The following is a 20,146-nucleotide window of genomic DNA, read 5'->3' as shown; positions in this document are numbered from 1 at the left end:
GTGTGACCCTGCTAGAAGAGATTTCGGACCTAAGCGCCATAGCTATCCCTTTCCTTGCTGCACTCTTGTTTCTGCTGCAGTCCGGGACGCTCAAATGGGTAATCACCAAAGGCCGTCGGTATGTAACCAAAAAGGAGCGCGTGAAGCATGATCAAATGGAAGATGATCAGGACGAGCAGCAGTGAGTACAGCCGGGCAACCCAGATGCTCCGAGGGTCTGCCCAATGGTGCTGGCAGCCTTGGCTTTCTTTGGAATGACGCATCACCCTTCCCCCATCTTGCGGATGGCGGCCTCGGCCTTGGCCTTGAAGCGGACAAGGCGGCGGTAAGCACGGCGCGCGCGGGCTTCGTACCAGCGCGCAAGGAGGTGCCAGTAAAAGCTCACTTCGGCCCCTCCATGCGCTGAAAGACAACCTCTGCGCCGGCGATCAGCAGGACGGTGAACACAACCGTGCTGGGCGCGTCGTTCTGGCATTGCAGCCAGTTGGTGACGGTGCGCGGGGCAACACCCAGAGCGCGCGCCGCAATGCGCGACAGCTCGCTTTCATTGGAGGACGGGAACGCCGCCCAGAGCAGATCGGCGAACAGTTTGCGCGCCGATTTCTTGCAACCAGTCCTTTTTGCAAGATTTTTCCATCCCTCATGCACACGTCTGATACGTGCAGAGGAAACAGACATACCACCAGAAGCGGGAGCGCCGGTCATTGCTGGCGCTCCTCGCTGGATTTCTTCTTGCGGGCAGCCCTCAGCTCCCTCTGGTACGCTTTAAGCTTCGCCTGCCTTTCTTCGTCCTGCGCCTTCCTCTTTTTGGCGCGGGCATACAGCAGAGCATCACCGCAAGCGCGGAGGCCAATCGTGGACGCTTTCAGCCCACTTTCCTTGGCGATTTGATCGATCGTCTTGATGATATCGGTGTTTGGCATAGCGCCATTTTTTGGCATCTGCCAACTTTTGTCAATCGGCAAATGCCAAATTGCTCTTGGCAACTGCCAATATTAACATGGCAACATGACGAAAAGCGCATTCTATCAGAGACTTGAAGAACGCATTAAGCATCTCGGCATGAGCGTTGCCGAACTGTCCCGTGCGTCAGGCGTCCCGTACCATCAAATACACACATGGGGGCGGCGCGAGAACGCCATTCCAAACGCTGACGCGCTGGGGAAAGTCGCTACCGCTCTCAGCGTCCCGCCTGGGCATTTGCTGCACGGCGATCCGATTGATGATCCGGACGGCGGCCTCCGCGGCGAACTGCAAGATCTATTAGATCAGCTATCTCAGGAAGAGCTTCGTGTTCTGAAAGCCGCTGCAGAAGCGATGCGCGCGAAGGGCCAGCAGGAAGACCACTGATCTCCCGCAGTAAGGCCAAAACTTCCAACTTTCCTTTCCCACTTCGCATCTTATCGTTCACGATACTTCCCTATCAATTCTGCCCATTCGCGAGTACGGTTCGCGCTAAGATTGTTGTACCCCTATTGACCGAGTGTCAACTATTCCCCAAATAGTTGTCATATGTCCATTTCTTGCGGGTAGAAGCATGAACGAATTTAGGGCCATCGTTGGGGAGCGCATCAAGGCTGCCTGCGAAATCTCGGGCATCAGCCTGAAGCGCGCTTGCGCCCAGGCTGGCCTGAACTACAACACCACATTCAACCAAATCAGGCTGCAGCGGGATATCCCGGCCTCAACCGTCGCGCTTCTTTCCGAGGTCCTAGGCGTCCCCCTGAACTTCTTCTTTCCGCAGAGCAGCGACCCCGATAGCCAGCGCGGCGCCGAAGATACGCGCCTTGCCCGCAAGGTCAATCTCCAGCGCGCCAAAGTGACGCGGGCCGGCTTCGACGTGACCTCCGACCACATCCTGGACTGGTACAGGGAAGAAGGCGCGCAACTGAAAAACTGGCAGTGGTTTGCCGACCAGGTGGATCTCTACAAGCCAGTCGAGGCGACTGACCGCCTGATGCATCCGATCAGCTTTGGCAGCAACAGCATAACCATGGAGCGCCTCTTGTTCTCTTGCAAGGACGACTATTACCAGACGGTAGGCGCAATGAACCAAGCCAGATTGAACCATGCCATGGAATCACATTGGGCCGCACAGGGACGCGGGTTTGTTGTGACCGACGAGGTGATTGACGAGGTCATCAAGGGGCAAAAGGTGGTGGCCGGCTACAGGAAGATCACCATGAAGGTGACAAATGATGATGGGCTTCCTGTAACCGCCGTTTTCTCTAAGTTAACTTGGCTGAAGGGCTAGCCGCCCCTCGAAGGTTTCCCTGTCCTCCACAAGAAAGACCTGATTGTTCGCCAGCCCTTCCGGTATCGGCGAAACCCACTGCACCGCGTTGTCGATGATTTGCCCGAACTTGTACACGCGCGCCAGCGGCCGGTGCTCCAGATTGATGATCGTGTACAGCCGGTCAAAGCGCCACAGGCTCAGCGAGAGGAGTTTCGCATACTCCACGAGCGCGCTCAACTTCGAGATGTTGCCCTGCTCCGCCTCGGCGACCTGCACCCCACCGAAGTAGACAAGCTTACCGTGCAAGGCGTCTTGGACGCCCGGCGACACAGACGCCACTGGGCATTCGCGGCTTGGGTACTTGCTCGCGCACAGCTCCCGCCAGTATCTTTCGAACCTCTCGCCAGTCAGGTTCGCGAACCTTGCGGAGATGCAGGCCACAAAAACACCATCCCTCTTGAGCGCAAGCCAAAAGGCTGCCCCATTTTCTATCTGCCCGGGTTCGATCTCCGAGACCGGGTGGACGCTCCTTTTGCCAACGCCGGCCATCATGGCCTTTATCTCTGCCGGTTCACTGACCTGCACCGCCTCAAGGCCCCATCTTGCCAGGCGCCCATCAAGTTCCCCGAGGCGCGCTGAGATAGCATCTTCGATCATTCTGTCTTCCTTTCTTGACACGCCAAAACACACGCTTTGGCTGTCGGAAGACTGCACATTCGACTCAAGGGTGACTACGAATATCGGCCGCGTGCCGCAAACGCGGTTTCGGCAAAATTTGGCAAAAGCCAATTTTTCACTTGATGTTTGGCAATTGCCAAATTATCTTAGTTCTCAAGCAAAGGGAGAACCGAGATGAACAGCGCAGTCGAGACGATCCAGAACTACTACGGCGCCACCCGCGCAAACCTGAGCCTGGCCGGTCGCAAGCCGCGCCGCCGCTACAGTGAAATGCTGCACCTTGAGGATTTCGATATCGACAGCGGTTCTCTTGCGGTTGAGGCGGGTTTTACCTTCGACGTGACCCGCGAGGATGCGGACCCGTCCACCGGCTACCTGACCGAGACATGGACCGTGACCGGCGAGATTATCGCCGTGAAGGTGTCCGGCCACACCATCCGCCGCAATCTGGCTGATCCCTACAACTGCGACCTGCTGAACTTCATCAGCGAGGACACCGCAGCCGCAAAGGCGGATTTGGGCAGCTATGAGCTGTTTCTCTGCGAGCAGATCCAGACCGAATACGAAAACGGCGACCGCGCTCTTGGCAGCGCTCTGGCGGCGGAGTGACCGTCATGCATACCGACACCCCAATCATTCAGGAGGCGCGCCGCATGGCCACCTCCGCCCCGGCGGCAAGCAGCCACCACTCACAACGGACAGCCCGCCGGGATGAATTCGACGCCGAGAACCGGGGCCGCAGCGCGCAGGTCTTTGAGGACTACAACGGGGGCCAAGAGGAGCCGCAGCGCTGGCTGCACTCCTGGGCGGCGGCGGTGATCATTGCCGCCTCCCTCGCCCTCCTGGCCCTGTTTCTGGCCAATGCAGCCTGGGCGCATCTGTTCCCGCCCATCTGCCCTCACTGAACTCCCCTCGGGCGCCATACCGCCAACGTCCCGGCGCCCCACTCACCCCCGGCGGCAGCATTGCCGCAACTCTGCGCCGCTGGGGGACTTTTCTTAGGAGCGAGATATGAACCAAGTTGCACAAGTCCAGCCGCAAGAGGCCGCCCTGCCCGCTGCTGACCCGATGGTGAGCATGATCGAGCGGGTTGTGATGGACCCCAGCGCCGATTTGGACAAGCTGGAGCGGATGCTTGCCATGAAAGAGCGGATGGACGCGGAGTCCGCGCGCCGCGCTTTCAGCGATGCTATGGCAGCCTGTCAGGCCGAAATCACACCCGTAGCCAAGAACAAGAACAACGACCAAACCCGGTCCAAGTACGCCGACCTCGCCGCCATCTATGCGGCCTGCAAGCCCATTGTCGCGCGGCACGGGTTCTCATTCTCGACGTTTCCGGCGGCGACGGAGAAGCCCGGAATGATGGCGGTGCGCTGGACGCTGCGCCACCAGGGCGGCCATGAAGAAAGCGGCATCGCCGAAATCCCCCTTGATGACAAAGGCATGAAGGGTACGGCAAACAAAACTCAGACCCATGCATTCGGAAGCACGGCCAGCTATGCGCGCCGGTATCTGTTCAGCATGATCTTCGATGTCGCCACCAGCGACGATGACGACGGCCAAGCCGCCGGCCGCGGCGAGCCGATCAGCGCCAGCCAGTATGACGAGCTGCGCGAGCTGATCGAAGAAGCGGGCATCACCGAGGAAATCGTCTGCACTGCTGAAAAGCTCGGCGCGCTGCATGACCTGCCCGCGCAGCACTTCGCCCGCGTTGCTGGCCGTCTGCGCCAGACCATCAAAGACCGGAGCGCGCAGCAATGATACAGCAAGGCACCGACGAATGGCACGCCCTGCGCCTGGGCAAAGTGACCGCCTCCAAGGTCAACGATGCCATGATGGACACCAGCAAGGCCGGATACCAGAACTACCGCGCGCAGCTTGTTTGCGAACGGCTGACCGGGCGCCCTACCGAGACATTCAAGAGCGCCGCCATGGATCAGGGCAATGAGACTGAGCCGCAGGCGCGGGCGATGTACACCATGACCACAGGCCGGATGGTGCAGGAGGTTGATTTTATCGACCACCCGTCAATCAGCATGGCCGGCGCATCGCCTGACGGGCTGGTGGGCGAGCCGGGACTTGTCGAGATCAAATGCCCCCAGCCAACCGAGCATATCCGGGTCATGACCGGCGGCGTGATCAAGAAGGCATACCGCGAGCAGGTGCAGTGGCAGATGGCTTGCACGGGCCGCGAGTGGTGCGATTTCGTGTCGTTCTGCCCTGACCTGCCCGACGACCTGGCGCTGCACATTGTGCGCATCGAGGCTGACAGCGAGGCGATCAGCGACATGGAGGCCGCCGTCCGCGCCTTCCTGCGGGACGTTGAGGCGATGGTCCACAAGCTCAACGGAAAGGCGGCTGCCTAATGTCACAGCATCCCCTGAACTTCAAACCCGCGGCGATGGTGCTGGATGGCAAAGAGTGGGTGCCGGCCGATTGGGCCTATGCTCTGGCCGACGCCCTGCGCGAGAAGCAGCGCAGCCAGCAATCGCACAACCACCAGTTTGCGGAGCTCCATGACCTCTGGGCCAACTTGCCGCATCAGCACGGCAACGCGCCCTATGCTGCCTCGCCCGAAGCCTTCCGTAAGCACGGCCTGATCGCCACCGGCCACTGCGATGTGGACACCATTGACTGCGAAAGCCACGAGGTGGCCTGCCGGGTTGCGCCGGTTGTGGCGGCCAATGCCCGCAAGGCGCACGGCTACGCCCTGGTGGTGGTCCGCGGCCCGCTGGTGATCTGCTCAACCCCGCACAGCCAGTCCTTCAAGGCAATGGGCAAAGAGCGTTTCCACAAGTCCAAGGCAGACGTGCTGGATTGGGGACATGCCTTGCTGGGGGTGCGGCCATGAACATCGCCAACCGCGGGCCTTTGGGCCTCAAGCAGCCCAAGGCCAAGAAGGACGCCGAATACCTGCGCAAGGTCCGGTCCCTGCCGTGTGCGGCCTGCGGGCGGACAGGGCCGAGTGAAGCGCACCATTGCAGGGATAGGCCAGATCACGACGAACAGGGGCTGTATGTCCAGCTACCTGGCGCGGCTCAGAAGTCGGCTGATGCTGATGCAATCCCGCTCTGCTCGCACGACCACCGACTGTTCCATTTGCACCGGTCTGAGTTTCACAGCCTTTACGGCAAGGACTACTCGTACATCGCGCCAACGCGAGCCGATGTGTCTGATATAGAGGTGGATTTCTAATGAAAATCTCTGTCGAAGAATTGAAAGGGCGGCTTCGGTACGACCCTGAGACGGGAAACATTTATTGGCGCGAAGGGCAAAGATTGGCCGGGCGGCGAGCCTTCACCCACAAAGGGAAGCGCGGCTACCTTGTCAGCAACTTTAAGTGCAACGGCAAGAGCACAACGATTTCGGCGCACAGGGCGGCATGGGCATTGCATCACGGCGAATGGCCGACTGGTCAGGTTGACCATATCAACGGCGACCGGACAGACAACCGCATCGAGAACCTTCGTGACGTTGTGAACGCGGAAAACGCCAGAAATTCCGCCATGAACTCAAACAACACCTCCGGTGTGTGCGGCGTGTACCTGCACCGGCAAACCGGAAAGTGGTGTGCCCAGATCAGCGCCTTTGGCAAAACGGTTGGACTCGGCCTTTTCGCGGACAAGTCGGACGCTGTGATTGCCAGGAAGGCCGCTGAGCGAGTGCTTGGGTACCACCCGAACCACGGCCGCGCGCCAACGCAAGACAGGATCCGCTGATCCTCTGACAGTGACCGGGCACAGACCACAACCATACGTCCGAAGCCTCCGCATCCCGCGCAGGCCGCAGAGCACACGAGCGAAACGTTTGGTCGGGCTGACCTTTGCTACCGAAACGCGACGTTTCACCGCCCGGTCACTTTCTGAGAACCAGTGAGACAGGAGAAAGAGCAGTGAAGAACAAACTGACCGACCTGAATGACCACCTGTTCGCACAGCTTGAGAGGCTGTCTGATGAGGGTATGTCGGCAGAGCAGATCGACCAGGAGGTGAAGCGCGCGGGGGCTATGGTTTCCGTGGCAGACAAAATTACCAGCAACGCAGATCTTCAACTCAAGGCGGCCAAGCTGTTTGCTGAGCATGGCGCGTCTGTCCTGCCGCACCTTCCCCAGATTGGTGGCGCAAAGCAATGAAGGGCCGACAGATCGCATACAGCGCAGAAGAACTGGCGTGGGTCAAGGTAAACGCCAAGCGCCCCCGCAGAGACGCACACGCCGAGTTCTGCGCTAGGTTTGGGCGTTCCGACGTATCAGTCGATAACTACAAAGCCCTCTGCAACCGCAATGGGTGGAAAACTGGCCGCTCCGGCTGCTTTGGCCGGGGGCACAAACCGCACAATAAAGGCAAGCCGTTCAAAGTGGCTGGTTCTGAGAAAGGTCACTTTAAGCGCGGGCAGATCAATGGCCGCGCGGCGGATCGCTACAAGCCTATCGGAACCGATCGCACGAGCAAGGACGGGTATATCGAGCGCAAGATGCACGACGGCCAGCCTTCGAAAACCCGCTGGCAGCTGGTGCACCTGCTGCGCTGGGAAGAAGCCAACGGGCCACTGCCGGAGGGGCACTGCCTCAAGTGCCTGGATGGCGACAAAACCAACACTGAGCCGAGCAACTGGGAGGCCATCCCGCGCGCACTTCTTCCTCGCCTCGCTGGCGGGAGATGGAGGCGGCTCAACTATGATGATGCAGAGCCGGAAGTGAAGCCCGCCCTGCTTGCCATTGCGAAACTAGAGCATGCCGCCCGAGAGGCGGAGAAAGGAGACACCCATGCATGACACCGACACCACCGAGAGCCAGCGCGTGACCGCGGGCGAGTTGCGCGCCTTTATTGAGCGGGTGGAACGGCTCGAAACGGAAAAACAGACCGCCGCTGAGCAGCAGAAAGAGGTGTTCGCCGAAGCCAAGGGCCGCGGCTACGATACGAAAATCATGCGCAAGATCATTGCCGAGCGCAAGAAAGACCCGGACCAGCGCGCAGAAGAAGCCGCCGTTTTCGAGATGTACGCGGAGGCTGTCGGCCTGTGACCTTCTTTGCCCCCATCCCCTCGCTTACCGACCGCATCCGCGCCGACGAACAGGCGATGCGGATCATGCACGAGCTGAAGGACGCAGCGAACAAAATGCGCCGGCCGCCGAAGTCCTGGGATCTGCAGCAGAAGCTGGGGAGGGGCAACAAGTCCTTCCCGACTTCGCTCTACAGCCTGCTGAACGCGGGCCTTGTGGACCGCAAGGAGCCGTCAGGCCGCCTTACTCTCACCCATGCCGGGTGGGAGCTTCTGGGGGAACAGCCCCCGTTCTGGATGGAGGATGCAGCGTGAGCATCGACACAAGCACAGAGGCCGTAGAGGCCCGCTGCCAGCACCTTGATCACGTCGCCCATGACCGCCAGTCCGCGGATGCCGCGTTAATGCGGGCGCTGGCGGCCGAGCGGGATACCGCCGAGAACCGCGCCTATGATTTGGCCTATGTCATTTGCGGCGGAGAGGATGCACCTGGATTGCTGGAGAGCATCAGCACCCACGATCTGGCAGACATGATCACCCGCGAGCGCGCCGCGGCCCGGGACCAGTGGGAAGCAGCGCACAATGCCGGAAGAGAAGCCGGGCGCAAGGCGGCGCTGGAGGAGGCAGCGGAGCTGTCAGAGCATTACGCCAGCCACTACCCGCAGGGGTCGGATGGCCGAAACACCTTCACGATCCTGGCCGACACCCTGCGCAAGCGGAAGGATACCCCCAATGACTGATCAACCCGAACTGCCGACCATCCATAGCGCCGAAGCCGCTGCGTATTCATCAGTCGTGGGGCAGTCGATCCTGCTCCTCAATGAAGCTGGCGCGTGCATAGGTCAACTCGCAGTCCTTGGGACCGATGACCCGCAAGCCATCGCCCGCGAAATCGCTGCTGCAATCTCAGCACCAAACCGGCGTGCCTATCAAGTTGGTGTTGCCGTGGGCAAGGCATCCTCCCAGCCCCCACAGGTAACGCCGGAACAGAGGCCGATCACTAAAGAGCACGCACAGATGATCCTGCCGCATCTGTTGATGCTGAAAGAAACTCCACGAACCTTCTACGGCCCCTGGCTGGATGCGCATATCGAAGTCCTCCGTCCCATCGCAAAGGAGGGAAGCTGATGGGCAAGCATGAACCAGTCACCAAGCCGCTTTGGCGCCCGGCGGATCTGCGCAAGGCTGTGACCGAATGGGCGGCGCAGGGGTTTTCTGTGACCATCGACCCGGACGGGAAGATCCACGTCACCCCGCCGAGCGTCGAAGTGTCCGGCAACCCGATTGATCTTGTGGACTTCAAGCGATGAAACGCGACCTGCCGGCACATGTCTACAACAAGAAGGGCGTGCTGTACTTCCAGCGCCGCGGCTATCAGACCACACGGATTGATAGCCGCCCGGGGACCAAGGAATTCGCGCTGGAGTACGCCGCCCTGCTGAACGGGGCCCAACCCTCCCCGGCCACCGGCAAGACATTCTCAGCCCTTGTCGCGAACTATGAGCGCAGCCAGCGATACAAGCGCCTGGCGCCCCGCACAGCGCGGGATTACGACAAGGTGCTGTCATGGGTGCGGGAGAAGCTAGGGCCCATCCAGATTGACAGCGTGCGGCGCAAGGACGTGATCCGGGCCCGGGACGCAAACTCGGACGCGGTGCGCTTTGCCAACTACATTGTGCAGGTGGTGCGGATTCTGATGGAACACGCGATTGACCTTGGCTGGCGCGACGACAACCCGGCCAAGGGCGTTTCGCTGCTGAAGGCCGACACCAAACCGCGCGAACCGTGGCCGCCGGAGATGATCGAGAAATTCCGCACCAAGGCTGACGGCCGGGCGCTGCTGGTCTTCGAACTCTGCCTTGGCACCGGCCAGCGGATCGGCGACGTTCTCAAGATGCGCTGGAGCGACATAGAAGGCGATGGCATCAACGTGGCGCAGGGAAAGACCGGTGCGAAGCTGTGGGTGCCGTTCACCTCGCACCTGCGCGCCATCCTGGCGGACACGCAGAAGATTGGCCCGACGATCTGCGCATGGGGCCACGGCAAGCCGACCAGCTACCGCAGTGCGCATGAGGCAGTGATGAACGTGCGCAAGGTGATTGGCGCCGAGGAATTCGACCTGCACGGGCTGCGCTATGCCGCGGCGGCGGAGCTGGCGGCACTGGGCTGCGATGATGATCTGATTGCGGCTGTGACCGGCCACACCACCAAGGCGATGATTGCCAAATACGCAGGCTCGACACGGCAGAAGGTGCGGGCTTTGGAAGCGCAGCGGAGGCGCAAGTAGCCTTCGCAACTTTCACGGTTTGTTTCCGCTTTATTCCGCCTTTCTCTCAACACCACATTGTTTAAAATCAATGGCTTGGGTTCGGATTGCAAATCCGTGTACACCGGTTCGATTCCGGTACTCGCCTCCACTCTTCCCCGCAGATAATCCGTGCCTTGCCAAAGGCTTAGCGATCCAGCGGAAGCCTGTACCGCCGTTCGGCACTCGAGCAATCCGCTGCGCGGCGGCCATTCGGCTGCCGGTTGCCGCTGCTGCCGCGGCCTCCGGCAACCAGCGTGCCTACCCCTTCAGCCGGAACCGCTGTATCTTGCCGGTCTCGGTTTTCGGCAGGGCGCCGGTAAAGACCACCGACCGGGGGTACTTGTAGGGCGCAATCGCCGCCTTCACATGGTCTTGCAGCAGCTTCACCAGCGCATCTGACGGCACCTGACCCTCTGCCAGTACCACATGCGCCTGTACGATCTCGCCTCGCGCCTCGTCCCGCACGCCGACGACAGCGCATTCCGCAACTGCCTCATGCGACAGCAGCGCCGCCTCCACTTCGGGGCCTGCAATGTTGTAACCGGCCGAAACAATCATGTCGTCGTTGCGCGCAGCAAAATGCAGGTAGCCATCCGCATCCCGGATGAAACTGTCGCCGGTGACGTTCCAGCCGTCCCGCACATATTCGGCCTGCCGCTCGTCTGCCAGATAGCGGCAGCCCGTCGGGCCTTTGACCGCCAGCCGCCCGGCCTCGCCGCGGGGCGCCTCATTGCCGTCGCGGTCCAGCACTTTGACCTGATAGCCGCCCACCGGCTTGCCGGTACAGGCGGGCCGGTGGTCGCTGAACCGGTTGGTGATGAAGATATGCAGCATCTCGGTGGCGCCAATCCCGTCCAGCATCGGTTTTCCGGTTTTCTGCATCCACTCCTCATAGACCGGCGCGGGCAAGGTCTCCCCCGCCGACACCGCCGCCCTGAGCGACGACAGATCCGCCCCTTCTTCCATCGCCCGCAGCATGACGCGATAGGCCGTCGGCGCGGTAAAGCAGACGGTGGCCTTGTATTTCTCGATGATCTCGATGAGGTTCGGCGGCGTGGCATTTTCCAACAGCGTCGCCGCCGCGCCAAAACGCAGGGGAAAGATCGCCAGCCCGCCGAGGCCGAATGTAAAGGCCAATGGCGGCGAGCCGACAAACACGTCCTCCGGCTGCACATCCAGCACTTCGCGCGCATAGCTGTCGGCGATGATCAGCAAATCGCGGTGGAAATGCATCGTCGCCTTGGGCGAGCCGGTGGTGCCGGAGGTAAACCCCAGCAGCGCCACATCATCGCGCCCGGTCTTCACCGCCTCATAGGCCACCGGCTTCTCCAGCGCCAGCCGGTCCAGCTCAGCGTCATGGTTGGAGGTGCCGTCAAAGCCCACAACGGTCTTCAGGAACTTCAATTCCTTGGCGCAGGCCACCAGTTCGTCCTTCAGCCTGGTGTCGCATAGCGCGTGCGAGATCTCCGCCTTGTCGACGATCTTGGCCAGCTCCCCCTTGCGCAGCAGCGGCATGGTGTTGACCACCACTGCCCCCGCCTTGGTTGCCGCCAGCCAGCAGGCGACCATCGCCGGATTGTTGGCGGAGCGGATCAGCACCCGGTTGCCCGGCTTCACGCCCAGATCCTCGCTCAGCACATGCGCCAGCCGGTTGGTCCAGTCCGCCAGCTCCTTGTAGGTGCGGTAGCGGCCGTTGCCGATCAGCGCGGTATGGTCGCCGAACCCCTTCTCCACCATCGCATCGGTCAGCTCCACCGCGGCGTTCAGGTATTCGGGATAGTCGAACCCCTCCAGCAAAAACTCGGGCCATTGATCCGCAGGCGGCAGGTTATCGCGGGCAAAGCTGTCCGCATGGGCGGTTGGTCCCAGCATCTCAATTCGCTCCCTGAAAGGCGCCCAGCGCCTGGCGCGCGATTACCACCCGCTGCACGTCCGAGGCGCCCTCATAAATACGCAAGGCGCGAATATCGCGGTACAGTTCCTCCACCTTCTGGCCGCGGCGCACGCCATCGCCGCCATGCAGCTGCACCGCCTTGTCGATCACCGCTTGCGCCTGATCGGTGGAAAACAGCTTGGCCATCGCTGCCTCGCGGGTGACCCGCGCAGCACCGGAATCCTTGGCCCAGGCGGCGCGGTAAACCAGCAAGGCCGAGGCATCCACATCCAGCGCCATATCGGCGATATGCCCCTGCACCATCTGCAGATCAATGAGCGGCGCCCCCTGCACCTGCCGCGTGCTCACCCGCGCCAGAGACTCGTCCAGCGCCCGGCGGGCAAAGCCCAAAGCCGCGGCAGCCACTGTCGAGCGGAATACATCCAGCACCGACATCGCAATCTTGAAACCCTGCCCCGGCTGCCCCAGCAAGGCCGATTTCGGAATGCGGCAATCGGTGAACCGCAAGGTGGCCAGCGGATGCGGCGCAATGGTTTCCAGCCGCTCCGCCACCTCGAACCCGGGCAGGCCCGCGGGCACCACAAAGGCGCTCAGCCCCTTGGCCCCGGGTGCCTCGCCGGTGCGGGCAAACAGCGTGTAGACATCGGCAATGCCGCCATTGGAGATCCAGGTCTTCTCACCGTTCAGCACATAATGATCGCCATCGGGCGTTGCCGACATGGTGGAATTCGCCACATCCGACCCCGACTGCGGCTCGGTCAGGGCAAAGGCCGAGATTGCCTTGCCCGCCCGGGTCAGCGGCAGCCACTCCTGCTGCTGCGCCTCAGTGCCAAACAAGGAAACCGCCCCGGTCCCCAGCCCCTGCATGGCAAAGGCAAAATCCGCCAGCCCGTCATGGCGCGCCAGCGTCTCGCGGATCAGGCACAGGCTGCGCACATCCAGCCGCTCCCCCGCCATCGCCCCGGAATGCCGCGTCCAGCCGCCCTCGCCCAGTGCGGCCACCAGCGCCCGGCAGGCCGCATCGGTGTCCGCATGATCAATACCCGCCAGCTGCGCCCCAGCCCAGGCCTCCAACTCCTCTGCCAGCGCCCGATGCCGGTCCTCGAAGAACGGCCAGCTCAGAAACGTCCTGTCCGCCATGGCGCGGCCCTCCCGGTTTCATCTTTCCCAAAATACTCCCGCCGGAGGCTCCCGCGCCCTCCTCTGGCGCAGGTTCCAGCGGTGTCACAACTCAATCGCCTTCAAACAGCGGCTTTTCCTTGTTCACAAAGGCATGGTAGGCGCGTTCGAAATCCGCCGTCTGCATGCAGATCGCCTGCGCCTGGGCCTCGGCCTCGATCGCCTGTTCGATCGACATCGACCATTCCTGCGCCAGCATGGTCTTGGTCATCATGTGGCCAAAATTCGGACCAGCCGCGATCCGCGCGGCCCAGCTCTGCGCCTCCGCTTCCAGCTCGTCCGCCGCAACCAGCGTGTTGTGAAAGCCCCAAGCGTGGCCCTCTTCAGCACTCATCGACCGGCCCGTGTACAAAAGCTCCGCCGCCCGTCCCTGGCCGATGATCCGCGGCAGGATCGCGCAAGCGCCCATGTCGCAGCCCGCAAGCCCCACCCGGGTAAACAGGAACGCGGTCTTCGCTTCCGGCGTCGCAATCCGGATGTCCGAGGCCATGGCGATGATCGCCCCCGCCCCAACGCAGACCCCGTCAATCGCCGCAATCACCGGCTTGCCGCAGTTGACCATCGCCTTGACCAGATCGCCGGTCATCCGGGTGAAGGCCAAAAGCTCCTTCATGCTCATACCAACCAGCGGCCCGATAATGTCATGCACATCGCCGCCCGAGCAGAAATTGCCGCCGTTGGAGGCGAAGACCACCGCCTTCACCTCATCATCATAATGCAGATCGCGGAACCAGTCGCGCAGCTCCGCGTAACTCTCAAACGTCAGCGGGTTCTTCCGCTCCGGCCGGTCCAAGGACACAGTCGCGATGCCATCCTCTATCCGGCACAGAAAATGCTCAGGCTCCCGGTTCACCTTCATGCCTTGCCGCCTTTCTCCAGCCGCCGCACCACCGCATCCAGGCTTTCGGCAATGCCTTGCGCCTGATCCGCCGCCAGCCCGTCAAAGGCTGCATCGATCCAGCCCTCATGCGCTTCCGCCTGACGTGAAAACTCAATCCGGCCCGCCTCTGTCAGCCGCACCAGATTGGCGCGCCGGTCGCCCTCGACCTTCTCGCGCTGCACATGGCCATCCTCGACCAGCCGCTCGACAATGCCGGTCACATTGCCGTTGGAGACTTTCAGAACCCCCGACAACTCGCTCATCTTCAAGCCTTTTTCGTGCTGCATCAGCGCCGCCATCACGTCAAACCGCGGCAGCGTGGTTGCAAACTCCCGGCGCAGGTTCTCGCGCACTTCGCTCTCCACCGCCTTGGTGGCCTTCAGCACCTTCAGCCACAGCCGCAGCCGGTCTTTCGATGTCGTGCTCAAATTTCCCCTCCCGACACGCTCATTGCGTGCCCATTGACCGAAGCCGCGCCTTCGGAGGCCAGAAACACCGCCGTGGCCGCCACTTCCTCAGGCGTGATCAGCCGCTGCATCGGGTTGCCGCCAACCACCATCTTCAGCGCCTGTTCCCGCGAAATCTCCTGCCGGGCCATCAGCCCGGTGATCGCGCTCTCCGCCATCTCGGTATCCACAAACCCGGGGCAGACCGCGTTGCAGGTGATGCCGCGCTTAGCCACGTCTTGCGCCACCGAGCGCACCAGCCCCAGCACCCCGTGTTTGGAGGCCGCATAGGCCGGGATCTGCGCCCCGCCCTGCAAAGACGCGGTGGAGGCGATGGCAATCAGCCGCCCGCCGGGTTTCATCCCCGCCCGCAAGGCCGCCCGGAAGGTCAGGAAAGTGCCCGTCATGTTGACGGTCAGGGTCCGCTGCCAATCCTCCAGCTCAACATCCTCGATCCGCGCCGCCACACCGGTGCCGGCATTGGCAATGACCACATCATAGGGCGCATCAAACAGCGCCTGCACCTGCGCCTCATCGGTGACATCGGCGGTGCGGATCTCCAGCCCCAGCCCTTCCGCCGCCGCCTCCAGCGGTTCCCGCCGGCGCCCGGCGATCGTGACATGGCAGCCGTCCGCGGCAAAAGCATGCGCAATCGCCTTGCCGATCCCCGTGCCGCCGCCTGTGACCAGAACCCTGCGTGTCATGCCCGGATCACCTCCGCCTCACGGTCCGCCAGGCGCCAGGCCTGATCGCGGCCCGCGTGATAGGGCAGCGGCCAGCCGCCATGCCGGTCACCGATCCGCGCCGCCTCATGCAGCGTCCAATAGGGATCCGCCAGATGCGGCCGCCCGACGCAAACCAGATCGGCCCGCCCCGCCATCAGGATCGAATTGGCGTGATCCGCCTCATAGATATTGCCCACCGCCATGGTGGCAATCCCGGCCCCATTGCGGATGCGGTCGGAAAACGGGGTCTGGAACATCCGGCCATAGACCGGCTGCGCGTCCGTCGAGGTCTGCCCGGCGGAAACGTCGATAATATCCGCCCCGGCAGCGGTGAAGGCTCTGGCGATCTCCACCGCCTCCTCCGGTGTGACACCCTCATCGCCGACCCAATCGCTGGCAGAGATCCGCACCGACATCGGTTTGTCTTCCGGCCAGACCGCGCGCATGGCCCGGAACACCTCCAAGGGATAGCGCAGGCGGTTTTCCAAGGAACCGCCGTACGCATCGGTGCGATTGTTCGATTTTGGCGAAATAAAGGACGAAATCAGATAGCCATGCGCCGCATGAAGTTCGATCATGTCAAATCCGGCACGCGCCGCCATTTGCGCTGATGCAACAAATTCGTCGCGAATTTGATCCATTTCACCGCGCGTAATCTCCCGCGGGGCCGGGTTGTTATCAGACCACGGGATGGCAGAGGCCGAAACCGTCTCCCAGTTCCCCTCCGCCAGCGGCGCGTCCATTTCCTCCCAGCCCAGCTGGGTCGAGCCTTTGCGCCCCGAATGTCCAATCTGACAGCAGATCTTGGCACTGGTCTCGCCGTGCACAAAATCCACCAGCCGCTGCCAGGCCGCCTCATGCTCCGGTGCATAAAGCCCCGGGCAGCCCGGCGTGATCCGCCCCTCAGCCGACACACAGGTCATCTCGGTATAAACCAGCCCCGCCCCGCCCTTGGCACGTTCGCCGTAATGGATCAGATGCCAGTCGGTCGGGCAGCCCTCCACCGCCTTGTACTGCGCCATGGGAGAGACCACGACACGGTTCTTCAGCTCCATCCCGCGCAAGGCGTAGGGCGCAAACATCGGCGGCCGCACCGGTGCATCCGCGGGCGCGCCTGCCTTGTCCTGAAACCACTTCTCCGCGCTCTCAAGCCACTCCGCATCCCGCAGCCGCAGGTTCTCGTGGCTGATCCGCTGCGACCGGGTCAGCAGCGAGTAATTGAACTGCACCGGGTCCATATCCAGATAGCGCTCAACTTCCTCAAACCACTCCAAGGAATTGCGCGCCGCTGACTGCAGCCGCAGCACATCCAGCCGCCGTTCCTCCTGGTAGCGTTCAAACGCGCGCTCCAGGGTCGGCTCGCTGCTGACCAGCTCCGCCAGCGCAATGGCGCTGTCAAACGCCAGCCGCGACCCTGACCCGATGGAGAAATGCGCGCTGGCCGAGGCATCGCCCAGCAGCACCACATTCTCGTGGTACCACTTCTCGCACAGCACCCGCGGGAAGTTGATCCACACCGCCGCGCCGCGCAAATGCGCCGCGTTGGAGATCAGCGCGTGCCCCTCCAGATGATCCGCAAAAATCTCTTCGCAGGTGCGGATGATCTCCTCCTTGCTCATGCCTTCAAAGCCCCAGGCCTCCCAGGTCTCGGCAGAGCATTCCACAATCACCGTCGCGGTATCGGCGTCGAACTGATAGGCGTGAATCCACATCCAGCCGTGCCGGGTCTTCTCAAAGATGAAGGTGAAGGCGTCGTTAAACTTCTGATGCGTCCCCAGCCAGATGAACTTGCAGGGCCGCACGTCGATTTCCGGTTTGAAATGTTCCGCGAACTCATTACGGACACTGGAATTCAGCCCGTCGCAGCCGACCACAAGTTCATAGTCCTGCTGATACTCCGCCGCGGGTTTCGCCACCGTTTCGAACTGCAGGTCCACGCCCAGCTCGCGCGCCCGGTCCTGCAGCAGCAGCAGCATCTGCTTGCGCCCGATCCCGGCAAACCCATGGCCGCCCGACACCGTGCGGGTGCCGTTATGGACAACGGCAATGTCGTCCCAATAGGCGAAATGATCCCGGATCGCCGCGGCGCTTTGCGGGTCATTGGCGCTCAGGTTTTCCAGCGCGTCATCCGACAACACCACGCCCCAGCCGAATGTATCATCCGCTTTGTTGCGCTCGATCACCGTGACCTCGGCCTCCGGCTGGCGCAGCTTCATCGAGATTGCAAAGTAGAGGCCCGCAGGCCCGCCTCCCAGACAGGCGATTTTCATGATCATCCTCTCCCGCTTTGCGCACGTCTCTGGGTTCAGGATAAGCGGGGCAGCAAAAACTTCAAGCCTAAAGTTTTAAGCTTGAAGCAAACTGGCAAAACGACCCTCAGCGGCACTGCACCAGCGGCCGCCATCAAGTCTTGAAGTCCGCAAATGGCCGCGCGTCAGAGCGCGCGCAGGTATTGCATCACCGCAGGCCGCACCGCCTGGTCGCCGCGGTGGCGGGCGTCGGAAATGATCTTGCGCAGCTCGCCCAGGTCCACCCGCAGCAGCAGCGATTTCACCGGCCCGATCGAGGCCGGGCGCATCGACAGCGTACGGATACCCATCGCCGCCAGACAGACCGCCTCGACCGGGCGCCCCGCATCCTCGCCGCAAAAGCTCAGCGGCGTGCCGGAGATCGCGCAGCGCTCCACAATCCGTTCAATGAAGCTCAGAAAGCTGACGTTCAGCGTATCATAGCGGCGGCGCACCCGTTCATTCTCACGGTCAGCGGCAAAGAAGAACTGCTTCAGGTCGTTGCCGCCGATGGAGATGAAGCTCACCTCGTCAAAGAACTTCTGCGGCGCATAGGCCAGCGAGGGCGTCTCCAGCATGGCTCCGACCTTCAACTCGGACGGCAGCACATGGCCCAGGATGCGCTCGCGCTCGATGGTCTTGTCGACCTCGGCCTTGGCAGCGCGGTATTCTTCAAACTGGGCGACAAAGGGAAACATGATCGACAGCGGCCGGCCCTCTGCGGCGCGCAGCAGCGCCTGCAGCTGCATCCGCATCACCCCGGGCTTGTCCAGCCCCACCCGGATCGCCCGCCAGCCCAAGGCCGGGTTCGGCTCATCCGTCGGCGTCATATAGGGCAGCACCTTGTCCGAGCCGATGTCCAGCGTGCGGAACACCACCGGCTTGCCGTGCGCCGCGTCCAGCACCCGCTTGTACAGCGCCACCAGCTCCGAGCGCTTCGGCATCTGGTTGCGCACCAGGAACTGCAGTTCGGTGCGAAACAGCCCCACCCCTTCGGCGCCGGAGCCGTCCAGCGACGGCAGATCCGCCATCAGGCCGGCATTCATCACCATGTTGATGTGCTGCCCGTCGGTAGTCACCGCAGGTGTATTGCGGATCGAGGCATAGCGCTCCTGCGCCTGCGCATGCATCGCAATCTTGTCGCGGAAGGCGCCCACCACGGTTTCGTCCGGGCGCAGATGCACCACGCCCTGATCGCCATCCACCATGATGTGGTCGCCGTTCAGCGCCTCGGTGGTGATGCGCTTGGCATGCACCACCAGCGGAATCGCCAGCGCCCGCGCCACAATCGCCGCATGGGAGCCGACCGAGCCCTCCTCCAGCACAATCCCGCGCAAGCTGCGGCCGTATTCCAGCAGGTCGCCGGGGCCGATGTTGCGGGCAATCAGGATCGGGTTTTCCGGCAGCTCCGCCCCGGTTGAGGTCCCCTGCCCGGTCAAAATCCGCAGCAGCCGGTTCGACAGGTCGTCCAGATCGCTAAGACGTTCGCGCAGATAGGCATCCTGCACCTGGCTCATCCGGGCGCGGGCCTGGGACTGTTCCTTCTCCACCGCCGCCTCGGCGCTCAGGCCGCGGGCGATGTCCTCTTCCATCCGCCGCATCCAGCCCTTGGAATTGGCAAACATCCGGTAGGCCTCCAGAACCTGCAGCTGCTCCTTGTCGCCGTTGCGCGAGACTTCCAGCATCTTGTCGACACCAACCCGCAGCTCCTCAACCGCAGCGTTCAGCCGTTCCAGCTCGCGCTGCGGGTCGTCGGCAATCGGATTGGTTACGATCACCCGCGGCTCATGCAGCCAGACGTGACCCTCGGCGGCCCCCTCCTGGGCCGAGCCGCCATGGATCAGAACCGCCTGCTGGTGCAGCGGCGACAGCGCCGCGCCCTCGCCGACAAAGGCGCCCAGCTCGGTCATCTCGGCGATCACCATCGCCACCACTTCCAGCGCATAGACCGCATCGGCGGAAAACTCCCGCGCTTCCTTGGACTGCACCACCAAAACGCCCAGCATCTCGCCCAGCCGCTGCACCGGCACGCCGAGGAAAGAGGAAAACCGCTCCTCCCCCGTTTCAGGCATATAGCGGAACCCTTTGGCGTGCGGCGCATCCGGGGTGTTCACCACCTTGCCGTATTTCGCCACCCGGCCCACCAGGCCCTCGCCGATGCGCATCCGGGTCTGGTGCACCGATTCGCGGTTCAGGCCCTGGGTCGCACACAGCTCCAGCGTCTCCTCGTCGCGGAACAGATAGACTGAGCACACCTCGGTCCCCATGCTGTCGGCGATCAGATGGGTGATCTTGTCGAGCCGCGCCTGGCCGGCATCATCGCCCGCCATCGCCTCCCGCAAGCGAACCAGAAGCTTCCTGCTTTCGGATTCCGTCGTGTCAGCCATTGCCACCCTCTCCCGGGCATAGTCCCTGTACGCTGCCGCCCCGTCAGCCTCCGGGGCGGATTCCGCCCAGAGTAGTGCGCCAGCGCTCTCTCCTCACCCACTTGTCCCACCCCGGCGGGAAAAG

General features: G+C 62.5%; 29 protein-coding genes and 1 tRNA gene. 19 read left to right on the top strand and 11 right to left on the bottom strand.

The window, feature by feature from the left end; genetic code table 11:
• Window positions 1-2: 2 nt before the first annotated feature.
• Entirely contained in the window at window positions 3-185 is a 183-nt protein-coding gene (locus ACXAEH_RS01860) for a hypothetical protein (RefSeq protein ID WP_475030796.1), read from the top strand.
• 77 nt (window positions 186-262) lie between these two features.
• Here ACXAEH_RS01860 and ACXAEH_RS01855 read toward each other — a convergent pair whose 3' ends face one another.
• From ACXAEH_RS01855 to ACXAEH_RS01845, 3 genes are read right to left on the bottom strand one after another with little or no spacing between them, the layout of a single operon-like run.
• Entirely contained in the window at window positions 263-385 is a 123-nt protein-coding gene (locus ACXAEH_RS01855) for a hypothetical protein (protein ID WP_475030795.1), read from the bottom strand.
• Complete coding sequence (locus ACXAEH_RS01850; protein ID WP_475030794.1) at window positions 382-705, bottom strand: hypothetical protein; 324 nt, start codon at window positions 703-705, stop codon at window positions 382-384. Before ACXAEH_RS01850 ends, ACXAEH_RS01855 begins: the two co-directional genes overlap by 4 nt.
• Entirely contained in the window at window positions 702-923 is a 222-nt protein-coding gene (locus ACXAEH_RS01845; protein WP_475030793.1) for a hypothetical protein, read from the bottom strand. Before ACXAEH_RS01845 ends, ACXAEH_RS01850 begins: the two co-directional genes overlap by 4 nt.
• An 85-nt stretch (window positions 924-1,008) precedes the next feature.
• Here ACXAEH_RS01845 and ACXAEH_RS01840 point away from each other — a divergent pair, with 85 nt between their 5' ends.
• Both ACXAEH_RS01840 and ACXAEH_RS01835 read left to right on the top strand, forming a co-directional pair.
• A complete protein-coding gene (locus tag ACXAEH_RS01840) occupies window positions 1,009-1,350 on the top strand; it encodes a helix-turn-helix domain-containing protein (protein WP_475030792.1) in 342 nt (113 codons plus the stop codon).
• Between the two features lie 187 nt (window positions 1,351-1,537).
• A complete protein-coding gene (locus ACXAEH_RS01835) occupies window positions 1,538-2,254 on the top strand; it encodes a helix-turn-helix domain-containing protein (RefSeq protein ID WP_475030791.1) in 717 nt (238 codons plus the stop codon).
• Here ACXAEH_RS01835 and ACXAEH_RS01830 read toward each other — a convergent pair.
• A complete protein-coding gene (locus ACXAEH_RS01830; protein ID WP_475030790.1) occupies window positions 2,234-2,893 on the bottom strand; it encodes a hypothetical protein in 660 nt (219 codons plus the stop codon). The genes ACXAEH_RS01835 and ACXAEH_RS01830 overlap by 21 nt on opposite strands.
• Window positions 2,894-3,088: 195 nt before the next feature.
• Here ACXAEH_RS01830 and ACXAEH_RS01825 point away from each other — a divergent pair, with 195 nt between their 5' ends.
• From ACXAEH_RS01825 to ACXAEH_RS01750, 16 genes are all read left to right on the top strand, one after another.
• Window positions 3,089-3,523, top strand: coding sequence for a hypothetical protein (locus ACXAEH_RS01825; protein ID WP_475030789.1), 435 nt, complete (start codon window positions 3,089-3,091; stop codon window positions 3,521-3,523).
• Between the two features lie 5 nt (window positions 3,524-3,528).
• Window positions 3,529-3,819 (top strand): hypothetical protein, encoded by a 291-nt coding sequence (locus ACXAEH_RS01820; RefSeq protein WP_475030788.1) that lies wholly within the window; start codon window positions 3,529-3,531, stop codon window positions 3,817-3,819.
• 106 nt (window positions 3,820-3,925) lie between these two features.
• On the top strand, window positions 3,926-4,675 hold the full coding sequence (locus ACXAEH_RS01815; protein WP_475030787.1) for an ERF family protein: 750 nt from the start codon (window positions 3,926-3,928) through the stop codon (window positions 4,673-4,675).
• Entirely contained in the window at window positions 4,672-5,280 is a 609-nt protein-coding gene (locus tag ACXAEH_RS01810) for a lambda exonuclease family protein (protein ID WP_475030786.1), read from the top strand. The genes ACXAEH_RS01815 and ACXAEH_RS01810 overlap by 4 nt, the downstream gene beginning before the upstream one ends.
• On the top strand, window positions 5,280-5,765 hold the full coding sequence (locus tag ACXAEH_RS01805) for a hypothetical protein (RefSeq protein ID WP_475030785.1): 486 nt from the start codon (window positions 5,280-5,282) through the stop codon (window positions 5,763-5,765). Before ACXAEH_RS01810 ends, ACXAEH_RS01805 begins: the two co-directional genes overlap by 1 nt.
• Window positions 5,762-6,109 carry a DUF968 domain-containing protein gene (locus tag ACXAEH_RS01800; protein ID WP_475030784.1) on the top strand — a complete coding sequence of 116 codons (348 nt, stop codon included), beginning with the start codon at window positions 5,762-5,764 and terminating at the stop codon, window positions 6,107-6,109. Before ACXAEH_RS01805 ends, ACXAEH_RS01800 begins: the two co-directional genes overlap by 4 nt.
• Window positions 6,109-6,633 (top strand): HNH endonuclease signature motif containing protein, encoded by a 525-nt coding sequence (locus ACXAEH_RS01795; RefSeq protein WP_475030783.1) that lies wholly within the window; start codon window positions 6,109-6,111, stop codon window positions 6,631-6,633. The genes ACXAEH_RS01800 and ACXAEH_RS01795 overlap by 1 nt, the downstream gene beginning before the upstream one ends.
• 173 nt (window positions 6,634-6,806) lie before the next feature.
• On the top strand, window positions 6,807-7,046 hold the full coding sequence (locus ACXAEH_RS01790; protein ID WP_475030782.1) for a hypothetical protein: 240 nt from the start codon (window positions 6,807-6,809) through the stop codon (window positions 7,044-7,046).
• Entirely contained in the window at window positions 7,043-7,687 is a 645-nt protein-coding gene (locus ACXAEH_RS01785) for an HNH endonuclease (RefSeq protein WP_475030781.1), read from the top strand. The genes ACXAEH_RS01790 and ACXAEH_RS01785 overlap by 4 nt, the downstream gene beginning before the upstream one ends.
• Window positions 7,680-7,937, top strand: a complete 258-nt coding sequence (locus ACXAEH_RS01780; protein ID WP_475030780.1) for a DUF2312 domain-containing protein — start codon at window positions 7,680-7,682, stop codon at window positions 7,935-7,937. The genes ACXAEH_RS01785 and ACXAEH_RS01780 overlap by 8 nt, the downstream gene beginning before the upstream one ends.
• Entirely contained in the window at window positions 7,934-8,230 is a 297-nt protein-coding gene (locus tag ACXAEH_RS01775; RefSeq protein ID WP_475030779.1) for a hypothetical protein, read from the top strand. Before ACXAEH_RS01780 ends, ACXAEH_RS01775 begins: the two co-directional genes overlap by 4 nt.
• The gene (locus tag ACXAEH_RS01770) at window positions 8,227-8,655 is read left to right on the top strand and encodes a hypothetical protein (RefSeq protein WP_475030778.1); all 429 of its coding nucleotides are present in this window, start codon (window positions 8,227-8,229) and stop codon (window positions 8,653-8,655) included. The genes ACXAEH_RS01775 and ACXAEH_RS01770 overlap by 4 nt, the downstream gene beginning before the upstream one ends.
• Window positions 8,648-9,043, top strand: a complete 396-nt coding sequence (locus ACXAEH_RS01765) for a hypothetical protein (protein ID WP_475030777.1) — start codon at window positions 8,648-8,650, stop codon at window positions 9,041-9,043. The genes ACXAEH_RS01770 and ACXAEH_RS01765 overlap by 8 nt, the downstream gene beginning before the upstream one ends.
• Window positions 9,043-9,225, top strand: a complete 183-nt coding sequence (locus ACXAEH_RS01760; RefSeq protein ID WP_475030776.1) for a hypothetical protein — start codon at window positions 9,043-9,045, stop codon at window positions 9,223-9,225. Before ACXAEH_RS01765 ends, ACXAEH_RS01760 begins: the two co-directional genes overlap by 1 nt.
• Complete coding sequence (locus ACXAEH_RS01755; RefSeq protein WP_475030775.1) at window positions 9,222-10,202, top strand: site-specific integrase; 981 nt, start codon at window positions 9,222-9,224, stop codon at window positions 10,200-10,202. Before ACXAEH_RS01760 ends, ACXAEH_RS01755 begins: the two co-directional genes overlap by 4 nt.
• A gap of 64 nt (window positions 10,203-10,266) precedes the next feature.
• Window positions 10,267-10,332 (top strand) — tRNA-Cys (locus ACXAEH_RS01750).
• Window positions 10,333-10,481: 149 nt separating this feature from the next.
• Here ACXAEH_RS01750 and ACXAEH_RS01745 read toward each other — a convergent pair.
• The 7 genes from ACXAEH_RS01745 to ptsP all read right to left on the bottom strand — a co-directional run bounded on the left by ACXAEH_RS01745 (window position 10,482) and on the right by ptsP (window position 20,022).
• Entirely contained in the window at window positions 10,482-12,095 is a 1,614-nt protein-coding gene (locus tag ACXAEH_RS01745; protein WP_475030774.1) for an AMP-binding protein, read from the bottom strand.
• A 1-nt stretch (window position 12,096) separates the two neighbouring features.
• Entirely contained in the window at window positions 12,097-13,257 is a 1,161-nt protein-coding gene (locus tag ACXAEH_RS01740; RefSeq protein ID WP_475030773.1) for an acyl-CoA dehydrogenase family protein, read from the bottom strand.
• A 91-nt stretch (window positions 13,258-13,348) separates the two neighbouring features.
• Complete coding sequence (locus ACXAEH_RS01735; protein ID WP_475030772.1) at window positions 13,349-14,155, bottom strand: enoyl-CoA hydratase family protein; 807 nt, start codon at window positions 14,153-14,155, stop codon at window positions 13,349-13,351.
• Window positions 14,152-14,604: a MarR family winged helix-turn-helix transcriptional regulator gene (locus ACXAEH_RS01730; protein WP_475030771.1), complete on the bottom strand. Its 453-nt coding sequence runs from the start codon at window positions 14,602-14,604 to the stop codon at window positions 14,152-14,154. Before ACXAEH_RS01730 ends, ACXAEH_RS01735 begins: the two co-directional genes overlap by 4 nt.
• Window positions 14,601-15,326: an SDR family NAD(P)-dependent oxidoreductase gene (locus ACXAEH_RS01725; RefSeq protein WP_475030770.1), complete on the bottom strand. Its 726-nt coding sequence runs from the start codon at window positions 15,324-15,326 to the stop codon at window positions 14,601-14,603. Before ACXAEH_RS01725 ends, ACXAEH_RS01730 begins: the two co-directional genes overlap by 4 nt.
• A complete protein-coding gene (locus tag ACXAEH_RS01720; RefSeq protein WP_475030769.1) occupies window positions 15,323-17,617 on the bottom strand; it encodes a bifunctional salicylyl-CoA 5-hydroxylase/oxidoreductase in 2,295 nt (764 codons plus the stop codon). The genes ACXAEH_RS01725 and ACXAEH_RS01720 overlap by 4 nt, the downstream gene beginning before the upstream one ends.
• 164 nt (window positions 17,618-17,781) lie before the next feature.
• Complete coding sequence (gene ptsP / locus ACXAEH_RS01715; RefSeq protein WP_475030768.1) at window positions 17,782-20,022, bottom strand: phosphoenolpyruvate--protein phosphotransferase; 2,241 nt, start codon at window positions 20,020-20,022, stop codon at window positions 17,782-17,784.
• Between the last annotated feature and the right edge of the window lie 124 nt (window positions 20,023-20,146).

This window comes from Leisingera sp. ABM4_060 (genome assembly GCF_056158765.1).
The sequence above is the reverse complement of the archived record's forward strand: the minus strand, read 5'-3'. Positions and strand labels throughout refer to the sequence as shown.

Bases quoted from the DNA above. Each gene is read 5' to 3' on its own strand.
- ACXAEH_RS01755 (WP_475030775.1), top strand. From the start codon at position 9,222: ATGAAACGCGACCTGCCGGCACATGTCTACAACAAGAAGGGCGTGCTG.
- ACXAEH_RS01800 (WP_475030784.1), top strand. From the start codon at position 5,762: ATGAACATCGCCAACCGCGGGCCTTTGGGCCTCAAGCAGCCCAAGGCC.
- ACXAEH_RS01815 (WP_475030787.1), top strand. From the start codon at position 3,926: ATGAACCAAGTTGCACAAGTCCAGCCGCAAGAGGCCGCCCTGCCCGCT.
- ACXAEH_RS01785 (WP_475030781.1), top strand. From the start codon at position 7,043: ATGAAGGGCCGACAGATCGCATACAGCGCAGAAGAACTGGCGTGGGTC.
- ACXAEH_RS01840 (WP_475030792.1), top strand. From the start codon at position 1,009: ATGACGAAAAGCGCATTCTATCAGAGACTTGAAGAACGCATTAAGCAT.
- ACXAEH_RS01795 (WP_475030783.1), top strand. From the start codon at position 6,109: ATGAAAATCTCTGTCGAAGAATTGAAAGGGCGGCTTCGGTACGACCCT.
- ACXAEH_RS01845 (WP_475030793.1), bottom strand. From the start codon at position 923: ATGCCAAACACCGATATCATCAAGACGATCGATCAAATCGCCAAGGAA.
- ACXAEH_RS01825 (WP_475030789.1), top strand. From the start codon at position 3,089: ATGAACAGCGCAGTCGAGACGATCCAGAACTACTACGGCGCCACCCGC.
- ACXAEH_RS01805 (WP_475030785.1), top strand. From the start codon at position 5,280: ATGTCACAGCATCCCCTGAACTTCAAACCCGCGGCGATGGTGCTGGAT.
- ACXAEH_RS01780 (WP_475030780.1), top strand. From the start codon at position 7,680: ATGCATGACACCGACACCACCGAGAGCCAGCGCGTGACCGCGGGCGAG.
- ACXAEH_RS01760 (WP_475030776.1), top strand. From the start codon at position 9,043: ATGGGCAAGCATGAACCAGTCACCAAGCCGCTTTGGCGCCCGGCGGAT.
- ptsP (WP_475030768.1), bottom strand. From the start codon at position 20,022: ATGGCTGACACGACGGAATCCGAAAGCAGGAAGCTTCTGGTTCGCTTG.
- ACXAEH_RS01720 (WP_475030769.1), bottom strand. From the start codon at position 17,617: ATGAAAATCGCCTGTCTGGGAGGCGGGCCTGCGGGCCTCTACTTTGCA.
- ACXAEH_RS01850 (WP_475030794.1), bottom strand. From the start codon at position 705: ATGACCGGCGCTCCCGCTTCTGGTGGTATGTCTGTTTCCTCTGCACGT.
- ACXAEH_RS01745 (WP_475030774.1), bottom strand. From the start codon at position 12,095: ATGCTGGGACCAACCGCCCATGCGGACAGCTTTGCCCGCGATAACCTG.
- ACXAEH_RS01830 (WP_475030790.1), bottom strand. From the start codon at position 2,893: ATGATCGAAGATGCTATCTCAGCGCGCCTCGGGGAACTTGATGGGCGC.
- ACXAEH_RS01835 (WP_475030791.1), top strand. From the start codon at position 1,538: ATGAACGAATTTAGGGCCATCGTTGGGGAGCGCATCAAGGCTGCCTGC.
- ACXAEH_RS01725 (WP_475030770.1), bottom strand. From the start codon at position 15,326: ATGACACGCAGGGTTCTGGTCACAGGCGGCGGCACGGGGATCGGCAAG.
- ACXAEH_RS01740 (WP_475030773.1), bottom strand. From the start codon at position 13,257: ATGGCGGACAGGACGTTTCTGAGCTGGCCGTTCTTCGAGGACCGGCAT.
- ACXAEH_RS01820 (WP_475030788.1), top strand. From the start codon at position 3,529: ATGCATACCGACACCCCAATCATTCAGGAGGCGCGCCGCATGGCCACC.
- ACXAEH_RS01810 (WP_475030786.1), top strand. From the start codon at position 4,672: ATGATACAGCAAGGCACCGACGAATGGCACGCCCTGCGCCTGGGCAAA.
- ACXAEH_RS01735 (WP_475030772.1), bottom strand. From the start codon at position 14,155: ATGAAGGTGAACCGGGAGCCTGAGCATTTTCTGTGCCGGATAGAGGAT.
- ACXAEH_RS01765 (WP_475030777.1), top strand. From the start codon at position 8,648: ATGACTGATCAACCCGAACTGCCGACCATCCATAGCGCCGAAGCCGCT.